Genomic DNA, 16,697 nt, shown 5'->3' on the forward strand with positions numbered 1-16,697 from the left:
CCGGTCAGGCCGCGGCGGCGAGTGCGCCGACCACGGCGGCCAGCAGTCGGGCGTGGTGCTCGATCAGCTGCGGCCGGTTGGCGTCCGGCCGGACGGCGGCGACGAAGCCGGCCGCGGACCAGATCTCGTCGCCGTCGTCACTGCCCAGCAACGACTGCCGGACGACGGGGTCCTCGGCGATCCGGCGGACCTGCGGGCCGTCCTCGGCAGCGAGCAGCACCCAGCGCCGGTCGAACTCCGGGTCCGGGCTGGGGATCTGCAGCATGCCGCCGGTGCCGTGCCGCCACATCCGGGCCGGCGAGAGCCGGAACGCGGGCACCGCGCCCAGCACCGGCGCGGCGGTGACCCCGTGGGTGCTGACGAAGCCGCGGCCGACCGGGGAGACGATGTCGAAGGCGACCAGGTCCAGTCCGTTGCCCCGGCCGCGCACCACCCGGCTCGCCTGGTCCTCCTTGCCGGGCCGGACCGGCGCCGACCGCACCAGTGCGTCCAGCGGCTCGTCCTCCGGTGCGGTCCCGTCGGAGAGCGCCCAGCCGAACTGCCGGGCCCACAACTCCGTGCCGTAGGGGTCCTCCGCGGCAGCCGGGTCCGGCTGCACCTCGCGGTCCCCGGCGCCGGCGTCGCCCGACGGCCGGGCGCGTCCGCCACCGAACAGGCCGCCCAGCCCTCGCCGGGGGCGCTCGGCCTGCTCCGGCGGCGGCGCGTCGGACTGCCACTGGTCGGCCTCCGGTGGCCGCCAGGCGGGCTCGTCCCGTGGCGCGGGCGGCGGGGTCTGGGCCGGAGGGTGCTGCGCCGGTGGGGTGGACGGCGAGGGGCTGGACGCGGCCGGGCGATCGGGCTCCACCGCCGGCAGGTCCCAGCCCGGTGGCGTCCAGGCCTGGGACCCCGAACGGTCGTCCGCAGGCTGGTCGGGGCGGTCCCGGTCCGGGCGGGGGGCGGCCGGGCCGGGCTCACCGCCGCTGGGCGTGTCCTCACCGAGGTGCGCGGGCTCCTGCCACTGGCCGCCTGCGCCGTCGTCGAAACCGTCCCGGTCGCGGTCGCGCGGGCTGCTCATCGCTGACTCCTCGTCGTCTCGTCGCTCATCCGGTGTGGTCGCTCGTCCGGGCTCATCCGTAGGTGTCGCGCGGCCCACGGCCACGGACGGTGCGCGGGCCCTTCTTCCAGCTCGGCGCCGTCGGACCCACAACGCGCAGCGTGGTCACGACGTCCCCGCCCACCCCGGCGCGCAGCTTGCCCAGGATGCTCGGGGCCAGCAGGCGCAGCTGGGTCGCCCAGGCCGTGGACTCCGCGACCACCAGCAGCTCGCCCTCGTTCAGCGACTGCGGCCGGCAGTGCGCGGCGATCTCCGGTCCGACCAGGGTGTCCCAGCGCCCGAAGACCGCACCGACCTTGGTGCGGGCGGTCCAGTCCTGCTGGGTGACCAGCGAGTCGACCAGGGAACCGAGGGGCTGGGGGTCGTCGGCGCCGGGGCCCGGACCGGTCCAGCGGCGCCGCGGGCCGGCCACCCGGCGACGGGTGGGTTGCGGGCGGGACGCCGAGGCGGCCCGGGCGGCCTCCAGCGCCGCACGGGCGATGTCGGAGGGTCGTGCCGGACGTTCCTCAGCCACGGTCCACCCCTGCCTCCTCCGCCGCGCTGTGCTCAGCCGGCTCACCGGGCAGGATCCGCGCCTCCCCGTCGGCGACCTGCACCCGGGTGCCCAGCAGCACCGCGGGGACGTCCTCGGCGACGGCCGCGGTGATCAGGGTCTGCTCGGCGCTGCGGGCGACCTCGGCCAGCGCGGCGCGGCGACCGGAGTCCAGCTCGGCGAAGACGTCGTCCAGCACCAGGATGGGGTCGTCGCCCTCGGCGCGGAGCAGCGCGAAGCAGGCCAGCTTCACCGCCAGGGCGAACGACCAGGACTCACCGTGGCTGGCGTAGCCCTTGGCCGGCGCCGGCCCCAGGTGCAGCACCAGGTCGTCGCGGTGCGGCCCGACCAGGGTCACCCCGCGGTCGACCTCGTCCTTGCGCCGCTCGGCGACCCGCTCGCGGAGCGCCGCGGCCAGCTCCTCGGCACCGGGCAGCGCCCGCGCCGGGTCGACCGGCGCACCGTCACCGGCCAGCGGCACGGAGCTGCTGTAGCCCAGCGCCGCTCGGTCGGCGCCGGGGCCGGCCACCCCGGCGTAGGACTCCGCCACGTAGGGGGCGAGGTCGGCGATGAGCGCCAGCCGGGCCGCCAGCAGCTGGCCGCCGAGCTCGGTCAGGTGGCCGTCCCAGACGTCCAGGGTGGCCAGCGCGTTGCCGCGGGCGAGCCTCGCCGTCTTCAGCAGGGCGTTGCGCTGCTTGAGCACCCGGTCGTAGTCGCTGCGCACCCCGGCCAGCCGCGGTGTGCGGCTGACCAGCAGGTCGTCGAGGAAGCGCCGGCGCTCGGCCGGGTCGCCGCGGACCAGGGCGAGGTCCTCGGGGGCGAACAGGACCGTTCGGACCAGCCCGAGCAGCTCCCGCGGCCGGGGCAGCGGCGCCCGGTTGACCCGCACCCGGTTGGCCCGGCCGGGGTTGATCTCCACCTCCACCAGCAGCTCGCGGTCGTCCCGGCGCAGCGCCGCCCGCACCACCGCCTGGGTCGCGCCGTGCCGCACCAGCGGTGCGTCGGAGGAGACCCGGTGGCTGCCCAGCGTGGCCAGGTAGCCGACCGCCTCGACCAGGTTGGTCTTCCCCTGGCCGTTGCGGCCGACCAGCACGGTCGGGCCCGGCGTCAGTGCCAGGTCCACGGCCTCCCAGCTGCGGAACTGCCCGACCTGCAGGTGCCGGAGGTACACCGGTCAGCCCCGACCCCGTCCTCCACCAAAATGGCCATCTTGGTGGAGGACGGCCGTCGATCCGGTGCTCATGCGGGGGACTCGGCCTCCGCCGGCTCGGCCGCATCGACGGCCTGGACGGCGTGCCCACCGAACTGGTTGCGCAGCGCGGCCACCGCCTTCATCGTCGGGGAGTCGCTCTGCCGCGAGGCGAAGCGGGCGAACAGCGACGCCGAGATCGCCGGCATCGGGACGCTGTGCTCGATCGCCTGCTCGACGGTCCAGCGGCCCTCCCCGGAGTCCTCGGCGTACCCGGCGATCTTCTCCAGCTCCGGGTCCTCCTGCAGCGCGCGGACCAGCAGGTCCAGCAGCCAGGAGCGGATGACGGTGCCCTGGGTCCAGGAGGCGACGACGCCGGGCACGTCCTCGATCAGGTCGACCGCGGCCAGCAGCTCGTAACCCTCGCCGTAGGCCTGCATCATCGCGTACTCGATGCCGTTGTGGACCATCTTGGCGAAGTGGCCGGCCCCGCACGGTCCGGCGTGCACGAAGCCCGCGCCCTCGATCGGCTGCCCGGCCTCGTCGTGGGGCGCCGGCGGCTTGAGTGCGTCGAAGACCGGCTGCGCCTTGGCGACGTCCTCCACCGAGCCACCGACCATGAGCGCGTAGCCGTTCTCCAGGCCCCACACCCCACCGGAGACCCCGGCGTCGATGTAGCCCAGGCCCTTGGCGCCCAGCTCCTCGCCGTGCACCTTGTCGTCGGTGAACTTGGAGTTGCCGCCGTCGATGACCACGTCGCCGGGGCTCAGCAGCTCACCCAGCTCGCGCACCGTCGAGCGGGTGGGCTCGCCGCTGGGCACCATCACCCAGACGACCCGGGGCGCCTCGAGCGCCTGGACCAACGCCTCCAGGCTCTCCACGTCCCGCTTCTCGGAGAACGCGTCGTACCCGACCACGTCGTGGCCTGCGCGGCGGAGCCGCTCGGCCATGTTGCCGCCCATCTTGCCCAGTCCGACCATGCCCAGCTGCACGTCTCGCTCCTCAGTCCTCGATGTCGCTCGTGGGCCGCGGTCCTCCCGCGGCAGGTCTCGGTGGGCAGCCGCACCGTTGCAGCGCACCCGGTGCACCCGGGCAGGGCCCAGGGCGCACGCCACCGTCCATCGTGCTCGCCCTCCCCGGCGCACGCGCGCCGGGCCCGCTGTCAGCCGGGCAGCCGCACCGGCATGATCAGGTAGCGGTACGAGCCGGCCCGCTCGGCCGGCTTGCCGTTGCCCTCGTCGTCGGCGGAGGGCTCGTCGACGCCGGACAGCACGGCCGGCTTCAGCGCCGTCGTGAAGTCCATCCGGGCGCGGTCGGTGTGCACCGCCGCCAGGCCGTCGAGCAGGAACGTCGGGTTGAAGCCGATCGTCAGCGGCTCACCGTCGAACTCGACGTCGCAGCGCTCCTCGGCCTGCCCCTCGTCGTCGGTGCCACCGGCCCGCAGGGTGACCTGCCCGGGGGTGAACTCGCACCGCAGCGGCGTGCCGCGCTCGGCGACGAGGGCCACGCGCTTGGCGGCGTCGGTGAACAGCCCGACCGGCAGCGTGGCGAAGGACGAGGACTCGCTGGGCATGATCGCGCGGTACTTCACGAACTCCGCGTCCAGCAGGCGGGTCGTGGTCCGGCGGTCCTTGCCCGACATGCCGAGGATGCCCTCCCCGGAGCCGCCCGAGGCCAGCGAGAGCACCACCTCGGGGCCGCTGGTCAGCGTCTTCGCCGCATCGGCCAGCGTGCGGGCGGGCACCAGGACGGCGGCGGACAGTCCCGGGGTCTCCGGGCGCCAGGCGAACTCCCGGACCGCGAGCCGGTACCGGTCGGTGGCGGCCAGGGTGACCAGGTCGTCCTCGATCTCCAGCCGGACGCCGGTCAGCATCGGCAGGGTGTCGTCCCGGCCGGCGGCGACGGCGACCTGGCCGACGGCCTCGGCGAACGCGTCGCTGTCCACGACCCCCGCGGTGGAGGGCATCGACGGCAGGGACGGGTAGTCCTCGACCGGGAGCGTGGGCAGGCTGAACTTCGCGTTGCCGCAGCTGATGGCCAGCCGGGCCCCCTCGGCGACCACGTCGACCGGGTGCGGCGGCAGGGCCCGGGTGATCTCGGCGAGCAGCCGGCCGGGGACCAGCGCGCGGCCGGCCTCTGTGGACTGCACGTCGACCTCCGACCGTGCCGAGACCTCGTAGTCGAAGCCCGAGACCGCGAGCTGGCCGCCCTCCACCTCCAGCAGGATCCCGGCGAGCACCGGCACCGACGGCCGCGGCGGCAGGCTGCGCGCCGTCCACGCCACGGCCTCGGCGAGCACCTCACGTGCCACCCGGAACTTCATCTCGTCATCCACCCCAAGCTCGTCTGCGCCGGCTGCTCCCGCGCGGTGTGCGGCGCCCATCCTCTCCTGCCGTCCCCCCTGCGTGACCAGTCCCCTGGTCACAGCTGCAGTTCAGGGCGAGGGAACAGCTTCCTGGGTGCCTGCCGGGCGGGGTGGCGCAGCCCCCCGATCCGGCCCGTCCCCACCGAGAGTGTGGTTCGAGAACACCTGGGAGATATAGCTCATCCTCGTCATCACAGGTGTGGATCCTGGGGACGGGACCTCTTCGCGCAGGTCATCCCCGGAATGGGCCTGTTGGCCCGCTGTGGGCTGGTAGCCGCCTTTCTGTGTCGACACGTGGACAACTCGACCGCCGTGCACCGTCGTCGTGCCCTCTCCACCCCGCGTCCCCCCTCCACCCGCAGGTCCGTCCCCATCCGGTGTGGGCTCAGGGGGCTGTCCACCGGCCCCGGTGGGCGACTTGTGGACACCCGGGGGACGGCGACGCCCGGGTGCACCCGCTCGACCTGCGCAGATGCGGCTGGCTGCGGGATCCGCCCGGCCGTGGTCCGTGCACGCCCGCTCTCCCCAGGCTGTGTACAGATCTGGGGACAAGGAGACATGGGACGCATCCGGCCTGCTGCGAGCGCACCCGCGCTGCAGGCCGGCGAGGCATGCCGCAGGGGCCCCGGACCGGGGACCGGTCGGTGGCGGGACGTGCGGCGGCCTCGCTCGGCCCGGACGGGGCCGAGCGAGGCCGGTGGTCAGGAGCGGGCGCGGCTCTTGATCCGGGCGGTGAGCTCGGTGACCTGGGTGTAGGTGGCCCGGCGCTCGCTCATCAACCCGGTGATCTTCTTGACCGCGTGCATGACCGTGGTGTGGTCCTTGCCGCCGAACGAGGCACCGATCCGCGGCAGGGAGAGCTCGGTGAGCTCCCGGCACAGGTACATCGCGATCTGCCGGGCGTTGACCAGCGTGCGGCTGCGGTTGGCGCCCTGCAGCTCCTCCATCGTCACGGAGAAGTACTCGGCGGTCGCGGCCATGATGATCGCCGCGGTGATCTGCGGACCCTGCTCGTCGCTGATCAGGTCCTTGAGCACCATCTCGGCCAGCGCGAGGTCGACCGGCTGCTTGTTCAGGCTGGCGAAGGCGGTGACCCGGATCAGCGCGCCCTCGAGCTCGCGGATGTTGGTCTGCACCTTGCTGGCGATGAACTCCAGCACCGCGTCGGGCGCCTGCAGCCGCTCGCCGTAGGCCTTCTTGCGCAGGATCGCGATCCGGGTCTCCAGGTCCGGTGCCTGGACGTCGGTGATCAGGCCCCACTCGAAGCGGGTGCGCAGCCGGTCCTCCAGCGTCGTCAGCTTCTTCGGCGCGCGGTCGGAGGTGATGACGATCTGCTTGCTGGCGTTGTGCAGCGTGTTGAAGGTGTGGAAGAACTCCTCCTGGGTCCGCTCGGCGCGCTCCAGGAACTGGATGTCGTCGATCAGCAGGAAGTCGATGTCCCGGTAGCGGCGTCGGAAGTCCTCGGCCCGGCCGGAGTGCACCAGGTTGATGAACTCGTTGGTGAACTCCTCGGTGCTGACGTACCGCACCCGCACGTTGGGGAACATCCGCGCCGCGTAGTGACCGATCGCGTGCAGCAGGTGGGTCTTGCCCAGGCCGGAGTCGCCGTAGATGAACAGCGGGTTGTACGCCCGGGCCGGGGCCTCGGCGACGGCCACGGCGGCCGCGTGCGCGAACCGGTTGCTGTTGCCGATGACGAAGCTGTCGAAGACGTACTTGGCGTTGAGGCCCGGGTCCAGGCCGGCGGGGCGACGGTCGGCGAACAGCGGGACGGCGGCGCCGCCACGCCCGGCGCGTTCGGCCGGGCGGCGGTCGTCCTCCGGTGCCTGGTCACGGCCGGCGGCGTCGCCGGGGTCACGGTCCCACGGGGCCAGCCGGCGAGGAGCGCCGTCGGACTGGTCGTCGTTGGCCGACCCGCGCGACCAGTCGCGGCCGTCCCCGGACTCGGGCAGCCACGCCTCGGCGCGGGCGGCGTCGGCGCGCACCCCGAAGGCACTGCGCCCGTCGTCGACCCGGTCCCGGTCGGCACGGTCCTCGGCGGCCCGGTCGTGCGCGGCCCGCTCGCGAGCGGCCAGCTCCTCCGAGGCCCGGTCGTGCGCCAGCCGGTCCTGGGTGAGGCGGTCCTGGTCCAGCCGGTCCTGCTCGGCGTTGGGCCAGCGACGGATCTCCGGCTCGACGCCCGGCCGGGGCACCTCGGGGGTCGTGGGCGGCAGCGGCATGTCCTCCAGCTGGACCGCCACCCGGATGTCCCGGCCGATCTCCGCCGACAGCGCCTCGGCCAGCACCATGCGCATGCGGGACTCGAGCACCGTCTGGGTGAACTCGTTGGGGGCGGCGAGCACGGCGGTGTCCTCGAACAGGCCCAGCGGGCGCGTGAGGTTGAGCACCGCCTTCTGCTGCGGGGTCAGGCTGCTGGCGAGCCGCTCTCGGGCCTGGTCCCAGACCGTCGCCAGGTCGACCGGATCGTCGGCCATCGACTGTGTCCCTTCCCGTGCCTTCGGTGCTCTGTGTCCCGTGCGCTGCGTCCGGTGCGGCCCCGGAGCCTCGGTGCGGCTCCGCAGTCTTCGTCCACAGGTGGGACGGATGTCGGCGGATCGCTGGATCCCCCGCCGGGTCCCCAGCTGTGGACGTCCAGCGCTGCTGTGTCCACACGAGTGTCCACAGTCTGTGCACGCTCGGCGACACCTGGTCCAGGGGACCGGCGTGCGCGCTGCCGGTCACGACGTCGTGGCTGGTGAGCGCCCGGACAGCGGGCGATCGGAGAGGGGTCCGGCGAGAGGTCGGCCGACGGGGTCGGCAGGAGAACCGGCGCCCAGTCGTCCGACCCGGAGCGACGGCGACGCTAACAGCCCCGTCCACAGGCGGGCAACGACGACGGCGGCGGCGCGCTGACCGGTCGCGGCGTGTCCGCCGCAGGAGGTCTCCGGCGGCGGTGCACCATGACGGGTCCGGCCAGCAGACCAGGACCCGCCAGGTCTCGGCTATGCTGGTCGGAGTCTGTGCACGGGAGCCGGTGTACGTCCCCAGTTCGTGGGGCGTGAACGCCGGGCCCGGCGCGCAGCAGACCAGCCTCGGGAGCCCGGGACGGTCGCAGGGACCGGGAAGACCGGGGCCGACGACCTGCCCGGCCCCGCGCGTGCGCTGCCCGACCGGGTCCGCGCCGCACCGACGTCGTCAGCAGTGGGAGTCCCTCGTGAGCAAGCGCACGTTCCAGCCGAACACCCGTCGCCGGGCCAAGACCCACGGCTTCCGGCTGCGGATGCGCACCCGGGCCGGGCGCGCGATCCTCGCCGCCCGCCGTGGCAAGGGTCGCAACAAGCTCTCCGCCTGAGGTGCTGCCTGCGCAGGCACGCCTGCGCCGGCGGCCGGAGTTCACCGCGGTCGTGCGGTCCGGCCGGCGTGCCGGGCGGCCGACCCTGGTGGTGCACTACCTCTCCGAACGGCCCGTCGCCCGGGTCGGGGGTCCTGCGGACCCTGCGACCGGGCCGCGGGCCGGTTTCGTGGTCGGCAAGACCGTCGGCAACTCCGTCTGCCGGCACCGGGTCACCCGGCAGCTCCGACACCTCGTCGGCGACCGCCTGGACCGGCTCCCGCCGACGGCGGACCTCGTCATCCGGGCCCGCCCGGAGGCGGCCGAGGCCGGTTCTGCCGTGCTGAGCCGCGACCTGGACGCCGGGCTCGACCGGGTGCTCGGCGACCGTGGCTCCCGGGGTCGACGGCCGTGACCGGCTCGCCGGCCCGCGGGCTGCTGGCCGCCGTCCGCTTCTACCAGCGCGCGATCAGCCCGGTGTTCCCGCCGCGGTGCCGCTTCGAGCCCACCTGCAGTGCCTACGCGGCCGAGGCGATCGAGGTCCACGGCGCCGGGCGGGGCAGCTGGCTGGCCGTGTGCCGGCTGGCGAAGTGCGCACCCTGGCACCGCGGCGGCGTCGACCTGGTCCCCCCTCGGCGCGGCGCCTCGGCGCCCCCCGGCGACGCAGGTCACCCACCTGGCTCAGGAACCGCTGAGCCCACCCACTCGTCGTGCACAGCGGCGCAACCGCCGGCACCGTCCGCGGCGACCGCGTCGACGGCTGACGGCACTCGTCGTCCCGACCGTGCCACCCCGCCGGCTCCGCGCCGGTCTGCGCAGCAGGAGGCTGGCGTTGCTTGACTGGCTGTACACCGCGATCGCGTGGGTGATGAAGCAGTGGCATGCACTGTTCTCCACGTTCCTGGACCCGGCGAGCGGCATCGCGTGGGCGCTGTCGATCGTCTTCCTGGTCGTCACCATCCGCGTGCTGCTGTTCCGCCTGTTCGTCAAGCAGGTGAAGAGCCAGCGGGCGATGCAGGAGATCCAGCCGGAGATCCAGAAGCTCCGCAAGCAGTACGGCAGCGACAAGCAGGGCTTCAGCCAGGCGATGATGGCGCTGAACAAGGAGCGCGGGGTCAACCCGCTGGCCGGCTGCCTGCCGATCCTGCCGCAGATCCCGATCTTCCTGGCCCTGTTCCACGTGCTGCGCCGGATCGCCCCCGACCGCCCGGGTCTCTACAGCTGGGACGACCAGCTCACCGACCAGGCCGCCCGGGCCGAGCTCTTCGGCGCGCCGATCTCCTCCTCGTTCAACATGACCGGGGCCAAGGAGCAGGCGATCCTCGAGATCGCCGATTACACGAACATCCGGATCGTCGCGTTCCTGCTGATCGTGATCATGTGCTTCACGACCTTCTTCACGCAGAAGCAGATCATGAAGCGCTCCGGCCCGGTCGAGGGTCAGGCCGCGATGGTGCAGAAGCTGCTGCTCTACGGCATGCCGCTGAGCCTCTTCGTCTCCGGCTTCTTCTTCCCGATCGGCGTCCTCCTCTACTGGTTCACCAACAACCTGTGGACCCTGGGCCAGCAGTTCTACATCCTGAAGAAGCTGCCCCCGCCCGGATCGCCGGCCGCGCTGGCCAAGGCCGCCGCCGACAAGCCGCAGGTCGACCCGAAGACGCTCGCCCCCAAGCCGGGCGCGAAGCCGGTGCGCCCCAAGTCGGGCACCCGTCCCGCGTCCGCGGCCCCGGTGTCCCCGGTGGACGGCGACGCCGGCGCGGCCGACGTCCCGCCGGCGGGTGCGACCCCCGCCACGGGCAACGGGCACGTGGAGGGCGGCTCGACCAACGGCCGGCCCGCCGGTGGCGGTGGTGCCCGTCCGCGGACGGGTTCCTCGGGCAGTCGGTCCTCGGCCGGCCCCGCCAACCGAGGCAAACGCAAGCGCCGCTGACCGGCTGCGGCACCCGGGCGTGAGCCTGCGGCGTGCCCGCCCCCTGACCACCGGGCTCGCCCGGCCGCCTGCACGACCCTGGAGGACTCCGTGAGTGCATCCGACAACGACACCGTGGCCACGTCCGAGGCGACCTCGGACGCCCTGCTGACCCCGGCCGGTGGGACCGGTGACCCCGCGCTGCCCGACGCCGACCCGGCGTCCTCGGACGCCGTCGTCGAGCCGGTCGACGTCGAGGACGACACCGACGAGGACGCCGACGAGGGCGGGGACGGCCTGCTCGTCCGCGAGGGCGACGTCGCCGGCGACTACCTGGAGCGGCTGCTCGACATCCTCGACGTCGACGGCGACATCGACCTGGACGTCGAGGGTGACCGGGCATCGGTCGCCGTCGTCGGTGGCCAGTTGAAGACCCTCATCGGGCCGGACGGCGCGACGCTGGAGGCGCTCCAGGAGCTGACCCGGCTGGCGGTCGCCCAGTCCACCGGCGTCCGCAGCCGCCTGATGCTGGACATCGGTGGCTTCCGGGCCAAGCGGCGGGCCGACCTGACCGGCCTCGCCTCCGAGGCGGCGGAGCGGGTCGCCGAGAGCGGGGCTCCCGAGCGCCTCGCGCCGATGAACCCGTTCGAGCGGAAGGTCGTGCACGACGTCATCGCCGCCGCTGCCGGCGTGCGGAGTGAGTCGGAGGGCGAGGAGCCGAACCGGCGCGTCGTGGTCCTGCCGGACCGGTGATCGACGGGGACGGCCCGGCCGAGGAGGCGGCCACGACCGGGGATCAGACAGTTGTTGTTCCGGAAGCTCCTGCCGTGGCCGCCGCGCTGTTCGGTCCTGCGGTGGACCAGGTGAGGCGCTACGTCGCCATGCTGGCCGGTGACGGTGTGGTCCGTGGGTTGATCGGGCCTCGTGAGGTGCCCCGGCTGTGGGACCGCCACGTGCTGAACAGCGCTGCGCTGGCCGAGGTGGTGCCCGAGGGCAGCCGGGTGGTGGACGTGGGCAGTGGCGCCGGGCTCCCCGGGATCCCGCTGGCGCTCGCCCGCCCGGACCTGACGCTGACGCTGGTGGAGCCGATGGCCCGCCGGGTCGAGTTCCTCCAGGACGTCGTGGCGGAGCTGGGTGCGCCCTGGCGGGTGGTCCGCGGGCGCGCCGAGGAGCGATCGGTCGTCCGCGCGGTCGGGCCGGTGGACGTGGTCACCGCACGGGCGGTGGCGCCGCTGCCCCGACTGGTGGGCTGGTGCCGTGGGCTGCTGACCCCAGGAGCGCAGCTGATCGCCCTCGTCGGTGCGCGGGCAGCGGCAGAGGTGCCCGCGCTGGTGCCCGAGCTGGAGGCGGCGGGGATGCGGGACGTGCACACGCGGGCAGTCGGTGTCGAGCTCGGGGCTGCAGCCACTACCGTGGTGCTCATGACGCGCGCTGACAGCTCCCGGTCCGGGCGATCGGCAGGGTGAGCCCGTTTCACGTGGAACTCGCCGCAGCGACCGCACCCTGTTCCACGTGGAACACGGTGGTGAGGAGGACGCACCGATGACGGACCCGGGCGAGCGGCTGCGCAACAGTCTCGCTGCCGATCTGCCGGTCGGTCCCGACTTCGACAGCCCGATCGCCATGGAGGCGATGCGGGCGACCCGGGTGCTGCACGCTGCCGACCAGGAGCCGTTCCCGGCGCCGGGCCGGATCCGGGTGGTCACGGTGGCGAACCAGAAGGGTGGGGTCGGGAAGACGACCTCGACGGTGAACCTCGGCGTCGCCCTGGCCATGTACGGGCTCCGCACGCTGGTCATCGACCTCGATCCCCAGGGGAACGCCAGCACTGCTCTCGGGGTGGAGCACACCGTGGGCACTCCGTCGATCTACGACGCACTCGTCGGGGACAACACCCTCGCCGAGGTCACCCACCCGACGACGGCGAGCCCGAACCTCTTCTGCGTCCCCGCGACGATCGACCTGGCCGGCGCCGAGATCGAACTGGTCTCCGTGGTCGCGCGGGAGCACCGGCTGCGGCGCTCGATCGAGACGTACCTGCACGAGCTCCCCGCCGAGGAACGCCCGCACTACGTCCTCATCGACTGCCCGCCGTCCCTGGGGCTGCTCACGCTGAACGCGCTGGTGGCCGGGGACGAGGTGCTCATCCCCATCCAGTGCGAGTACTACGCCCTGGAAGGCCTCGGGCAGCTGCTCTCGAACATCGACCTGGTGCGCGCCCACCTGAACCCGGGCATCTCGGTGAGCACGATCCTGCTCACCATGTACGACGGCCGGACGAAGCTCGCCGACCAGGTGGCCGACGAGGTCCGCAACCACTTCGGTGAGCTGGTGCTCAGCGCGGTGATACCGCGGAACGTCCGGGTGAGCGAGGCGCCGGGCTACGGGCAGTCGGTGCTCACCTACGACCCGGGGTCCCGTGGCTCGACCAGCTACGTGGAGGCGGCTCGTGAGCTCGCCCGCCGGGGGGCGGCCCTGCCTGCCTCGACGGCGCAGCCGATCACCCAGCCTCCTCCCCCACCACCGGCCCCCGCACCGGCCTACCCGCCGCCGGTGGGTGGGTCGCCGCCACCGGTGAGCGGGCCGCCGTCGGTGGCGGCGCTGGTGCTCGGTGAGCGAGCGACGACCCCCGCCCAGCGCGGACGGCACGCGACATGACCCCGGTGCGCCCCATTCCCACTCCCGAGCCGCGTCTGCGGACACCGGGCATCAGCGAGGAGGACCAGTGACCAAGCGCGGCGGTCTGGGGCGGGGCCTGGCGGCTCTGATCCCCACCAGTGCACCGGCTCCCACGGCGACCCCGGCGGCTCGCGCCGCGGAGGCCGCAGAAGCAGCCGAGGTCGCCGCCACCGCGGTCGGCCAGGCGGGGGCCACCCGTTCCGAGCTGCCCGGCCGGACGGCGTCGGTGCACGAGCTCCCGAGCCGTGCGCTCGAGGAGGTCGCCGGCGTGCCCGGCGCGCAGCTGCGCGAGCTCCCGGTCGACGACATCGTCCCGAACCCCAAGCAGCCGCGTCAGGTCTTCGACGACGAGGCGCTGGAAGAGCTCACCCACTCGGTGCGCGAGTTCGGCCTGCTGCAGCCGATCGTGGTCCGGGAGGCCGGGGACGGCCGCTACGAGCTCATCATGGGCGAGCGCCGGCTGCGCGCCTCGCGGGCGGCCGGCCTGGAGACCGTGCCGGCGATCGTCCGGGACACCACCGACGACGCGATGCTGCGCGATGCCCTCCTGGAGAACATCCACCGGGTCCAGCTCAACCCGCTGGAGGAGGCGGCCGCCTACCAGCAGCTGCTCGAGGAGTTCGGCGCCACCCACGAGGAGCTGGCCAGCAAGATCGGGCGCAGCCGCTCCCAGGTCACCAACACCATCCGGCTGATGAAGCTGCCGGTGAAGGTGCAGACCCGGGTCGCCGCCGGCGTGATCTCCGCCGGTCACGCCCGGGCGCTGCTCGGTCTCCCCGAGGCCGAGGCCCAGGACGCGCTGGCCACCCGGATCGTCGCCGAGGGCATGTCGGTCCGGGCGACCGAGGAGGCCGTCGCGATGGCGGTCGCCGACTCCCCCACCGCGGCGCGCCGTTCCGCGCGGAAGATCAGCGCCCCGGGGGTCGAGGACCTCGCCGGGCGGCTGTCGGACGTCTTCGAGACCAAGGTGAAGGTGCAGATCGGTCGCGCCAAGGGCCGGATCGTCGTGGAGTTCGGTTCGGTCGACGATCTGCAGCGGATCGTCGGCATGATGGCCCCGGACATCACCGGGCGGAGCCAGCAGGACTGACGGTGCTGGTTCCGTCACAGACGCAACCAGCACCTCGTCATCCCGTGATCGGCCCCTCGGCGGCCGCTCGGGCGAGCAGTCGACCCAGCACCTCGCCGAGGGTGTAGCCGGCTGCCTCGACGGCCATCGGGAACATCGACGTCTCGGTCAACCCCGGGGAGACGTTCACCTCGAGGAACTGCACCTCGCCGTCCGGGGTGACGATCGCGTCGGTGCGGGACAGACCCGCCAGCCCCAGCACCTCGTGCACCCGTAGAGCCACCTCCGCGGCACGAGCGGCGACCTCGTCGGAGACCCGCGCCGGGGAGTGGTACTCGGTCATCCCGGGCGTGTACCGGGAGGTGTAGTCGAACACGCCGGACTCCGGGGCGATCTCGACCGCGGGCAGCGCCTCGGGGCCCTCCCCGAGATCGATCACCGACAGGGCGAGCTCGACCCCGTCGACGAACCGCTCCACCATCACGGTGTCGCCGTAGGCGAAGCAGCTGACCATCGCAGCCGGCAGGTCGTCCACCCGGCTGACCTTCTGCACACCGAGCGAGGAGCCACCCGAGGCGGGCTTGACCATCAGCGGGAGTCCCAGGCGAGCCACGATGAGGTCCAGGACGGCGCCGGCGCCCAGTTCCCGGAAGGTGCTGTGCGGCAGCGCGACCCAGTCCGGCGTGGAGATCCCGGCGGTGCGCGCCACCGACTTGGCGGCGGGCTTGTCCCAGGCCAGCCGGCAGGCCGCGGCCGGTGAGCCCACGTAGGGGACCCCGGCCAGGTCGAGGACGGCCCGCAGTGCGCCGTCCTCGCCGGTGGCGCCGTGCAGCGCGATGAACACCGCATCGGCCGGGGCAGCGGCCAGGCCGGGCAGCAGCTCGGCGTCGGCATCGCGCATCTCGGCCTCCACCCCCGCCCGGGTCAGCGCCTCGACCACCTGCCCACCGGAGTTGATGCTGACCTCCCGCTCGAAGGTCAGGCCGCCGGCGAGCACGAGGGCCCGCAGCGGTGTCGTCCGAGCACCGGGTGCCGCCACCGGTGCGGCCGCCTGGTCGGTCATGGCTGACGGTCCTCGCTCTGGTCGCTGTTCGCCGGCCCGATCACCGGTGGCGGGGTCGGTCGACCGCTCGCCGGCCGGGTCGCGGCCGGGCGGACCGCCCGGAACGTCCCGGTGTCGACGGCGTCGAAGGTGGAGTGCAGGTCCAGCTCGGCCTCGATGACCCGGGCCAGCCGGCGCACGCCCTCCCGGATCTGGTCCGGCTCGGGATAGCAGTAGGACAGCCGCATGTGCTCCCGGCCGCCACCGTCGGCGTAGAAGCCGATCCCGGGCACGTAGGCGACGTGCGCAGCGACCGCACGGGGCTGCATCAACTTGGCGTCCAGGCCGTGCGGCAGCTTGAGCCAGACGTAGAACCCGCCGTCCGGCTTCGTCCAGCTGGTGCCCGGCGGCATGAGCGCGGTGAGCGACTCCAGCGTGGCGTCGCGCCGCTCGCGGTACAGCTCGGTGAAGACCTTGATCTGCTCGCGCCAGGGCTGGGTGTCCAGGTAACGGGCCACGGCGTACTGGGTGAGCGAGGGCGGGCAGAGCACCTGCGCCTCGGTGGCGAGCACCAGCTTCTCCCGCACGGCCAGCGGGGCGAGCAACCAGCCCACCCGCAGGCCCGGGGCGAAGGTCTTGGAGAACGAGCCGAGGTAGATGACCCGGTGCTCGTTGCGCGCGCGCAGGGCACGCATGGGCTCCTGGTCGAAGCCGAGCAGCCCGTACGGGTTGTCCTCGATGACCAGCAGGTCGTACTGCTCGGCGATCGCGATGATCGCCTCACGGCGGGGCTCGCTCAGCGTGACGCCGGCCGGGTTGTGGAAGTTGGGCACCGTGTAGAGGAACTTCACCCGGTCACCGCGGGCCCGGCACTCCAGCAGGGCCTCCTCCAGCGCCTCGGGGATCAGCCCGTCGTCGTCCATCGCGACGTGCCGGACCTGGGCCTGGGCGGCCTGGAAGACACCGAGGGCCCCGACGTAGGACGGCGCCTCCGCGAGGATGACGTCACCCGGGTCGACGAACACGCGGGTGACCAGGTCGAGCCCCTGCTGGGAGCCGACGGTGACGACCACCTCGCTGGGCGAGGCGTCGGTGATGCCCTCCAGGGCCATCACGTCGCAGATCCGCTCCCGCAGTCGGGGGTCGCCCTGACCTGGGCCGTACTGCAGGGTCTGGGCGCCCATGCCGGACACCAGCTCGCCGATCATCGAACCGACGGCGTCCAGCGGCAGGGCGGTGACGGCGGGCATGCCACCGGCGAGCGAGACGACCTCGGGGCGGCTCACCACGGAGAACAGCGCCCGGATCTCCGAGCTCTTCATGCCGTGGGTGCGTGCTGCGTACCGGTCTGCCAGGGGGTCCAGCCGCGGGTGCCGCGGGGAGACGTGCGGGGACGCACCGCTGGAGTGCGCCCCGGCCTGACCGGTTCCGACCGAGGGGCCGGGCACAGGAGGGGTCACCTCAGGGAGTCTAGGCCGTCCGTGCTGCCGGGCCGTTCCCCCGGCGCGT

General features: G+C 73.6%; 16 protein-coding genes. 8 read left to right on the top strand and 8 right to left on the bottom strand.

Features of this window, described 5'->3' with window-relative positions:
• Positions 1-4: 4 nt before the first annotated feature.
• The 6 genes from O2V61_RS10205 to dnaA all read right to left on the bottom strand — a co-directional run bounded on the left by O2V61_RS10205 (position 5) and on the right by dnaA (position 7,653).
• A complete protein-coding gene (locus O2V61_RS10205; RefSeq protein WP_269183202.1) occupies positions 5-1,054 on the bottom strand; it encodes a hypothetical protein in 1,050 nt (349 codons plus the stop codon).
• Between the two features lie 52 nt (positions 1,055-1,106).
• Positions 1,107-1,607 carry a DUF721 domain-containing protein gene (locus O2V61_RS10210; RefSeq protein ID WP_269183203.1) on the bottom strand — a complete coding sequence of 167 codons (501 nt, stop codon included), beginning with the start codon at positions 1,605-1,607 and terminating at the stop codon, positions 1,107-1,109.
• A complete protein-coding gene (gene recF / locus O2V61_RS10215; protein ID WP_269183204.1) occupies positions 1,600-2,796 on the bottom strand; it encodes a DNA replication/repair protein RecF in 1,197 nt (398 codons plus the stop codon). The genes O2V61_RS10210 and recF overlap by 8 nt, the downstream gene beginning before the upstream one ends.
• A gap of 68 nt (positions 2,797-2,864) precedes the next feature.
• On the bottom strand, positions 2,865-3,959 hold the full coding sequence (gene gnd, locus O2V61_RS10220; protein WP_442929173.1) for a phosphogluconate dehydrogenase (NAD(+)-dependent, decarboxylating): 1,095 nt from the start codon (positions 3,957-3,959) through the stop codon (positions 2,865-2,867).
• A 17-nt stretch (positions 3,960-3,976) separates the two neighbouring features.
• Positions 3,977-5,149, bottom strand: a complete 1,173-nt coding sequence (gene dnaN, locus O2V61_RS10225) for a DNA polymerase III subunit beta (RefSeq protein WP_269183205.1) — start codon at positions 5,147-5,149, stop codon at positions 3,977-3,979.
• Positions 5,150-5,880: 731 nt separating this feature from the next.
• Positions 5,881-7,653, bottom strand: a complete 1,773-nt coding sequence (gene dnaA / locus O2V61_RS10230) for a chromosomal replication initiator protein DnaA (protein WP_269183206.1) — start codon at positions 7,651-7,653, stop codon at positions 5,881-5,883.
• Between the two features lie 719 nt (positions 7,654-8,372).
• Between dnaA and rpmH the strand changes: the two genes are divergently transcribed.
• The 8 genes from rpmH to O2V61_RS10270 all read left to right on the top strand — a co-directional run bounded on the left by rpmH (position 8,373) and on the right by O2V61_RS10270 (position 14,167).
• On the top strand, positions 8,373-8,510 hold the full coding sequence (gene rpmH / locus O2V61_RS10235; protein WP_036333061.1) for a 50S ribosomal protein L34: 138 nt from the start codon (positions 8,373-8,375) through the stop codon (positions 8,508-8,510).
• A gap of 1 nt (position 8,511) precedes the next feature.
• Complete coding sequence (gene rnpA, locus O2V61_RS10240) at positions 8,512-8,904, top strand: ribonuclease P protein component (protein WP_269183207.1); 393 nt, start codon at positions 8,512-8,514, stop codon at positions 8,902-8,904.
• Entirely contained in the window at positions 8,901-9,329 is a 429-nt protein-coding gene (gene yidD, locus O2V61_RS22425) for a membrane protein insertion efficiency factor YidD (protein WP_269183208.1), read from the top strand. Before rnpA ends, yidD begins: the two co-directional genes overlap by 4 nt.
• The gene (yidC, locus tag O2V61_RS10250) at positions 9,322-10,419 is read left to right on the top strand and encodes a membrane protein insertase YidC (protein WP_269183209.1); all 1,098 of its coding nucleotides are present in this window, start codon (positions 9,322-9,324) and stop codon (positions 10,417-10,419) included. Before yidD ends, yidC begins: the two co-directional genes overlap by 8 nt.
• A gap of 90 nt (positions 10,420-10,509) precedes the next feature.
• Entirely contained in the window at positions 10,510-11,151 is a 642-nt protein-coding gene (locus O2V61_RS10255; RefSeq protein WP_269183210.1) for a Jag family protein, read from the top strand.
• Positions 11,152-11,225: 74 nt separating this feature from the next.
• On the top strand, positions 11,226-11,864 hold the full coding sequence (gene rsmG / locus O2V61_RS10260) for a 16S rRNA (guanine(527)-N(7))-methyltransferase RsmG (protein WP_269183211.1): 639 nt from the start codon (positions 11,226-11,228) through the stop codon (positions 11,862-11,864).
• Between the two features lie 76 nt (positions 11,865-11,940).
• Entirely contained in the window at positions 11,941-13,056 is a 1,116-nt protein-coding gene (locus tag O2V61_RS10265; RefSeq protein WP_331254222.1) for a ParA family protein, read from the top strand.
• A 67-nt stretch (positions 13,057-13,123) separates the two neighbouring features.
• Entirely contained in the window at positions 13,124-14,167 is a 1,044-nt protein-coding gene (locus O2V61_RS10270; protein ID WP_269183212.1) for a ParB/RepB/Spo0J family partition protein, read from the top strand.
• Positions 14,168-14,204: 37 nt separating this feature from the next.
• Here O2V61_RS10270 and O2V61_RS10275 read toward each other — a convergent pair whose 3' ends face one another.
• Complete coding sequence (locus O2V61_RS10275; protein ID WP_269183213.1) at positions 14,205-15,209, bottom strand: D-alanine--D-alanine ligase family protein; 1,005 nt, start codon at positions 15,207-15,209, stop codon at positions 14,205-14,207.
• Complete coding sequence (locus O2V61_RS10280) at positions 15,206-16,648, bottom strand: aminotransferase-like domain-containing protein (RefSeq protein WP_269183214.1); 1,443 nt, start codon at positions 16,646-16,648, stop codon at positions 15,206-15,208. The genes O2V61_RS10275 and O2V61_RS10280 overlap by 4 nt, the downstream gene beginning before the upstream one ends.
• Between the last annotated feature and the right edge of the window lie 49 nt (positions 16,649-16,697).

Origin of the sequence: Modestobacter sp. VKM Ac-2985 (genome assembly GCF_026967925.1) — a bacterium.
Lineage (GTDB): Bacteria > Actinomycetota > Actinomycetes > Mycobacteriales > Geodermatophilaceae > Modestobacter.

Excerpts from the sequence above, each read along its gene's own strand:
- O2V61_RS10205 (WP_269183202.1), bottom strand. The coding sequence starts at position 1,054 with ATGAGCAGCCCGCGCGACCGCGACCGGGACGGTTTCGACGACGGCGCA.
- dnaA (WP_269183206.1), bottom strand. The coding sequence starts at position 7,653 with ATGGCCGACGATCCGGTCGACCTGGCGACGGTCTGGGACCAGGCCCGA.
- O2V61_RS10265 (WP_331254222.1), top strand. The coding sequence starts at position 11,941 with ATGACGGACCCGGGCGAGCGGCTGCGCAACAGTCTCGCTGCCGATCTG.
- O2V61_RS10275 (WP_269183213.1), bottom strand. The coding sequence starts at position 15,209 with ATGACCGACCAGGCGGCCGCACCGGTGGCGGCACCCGGTGCTCGGACG.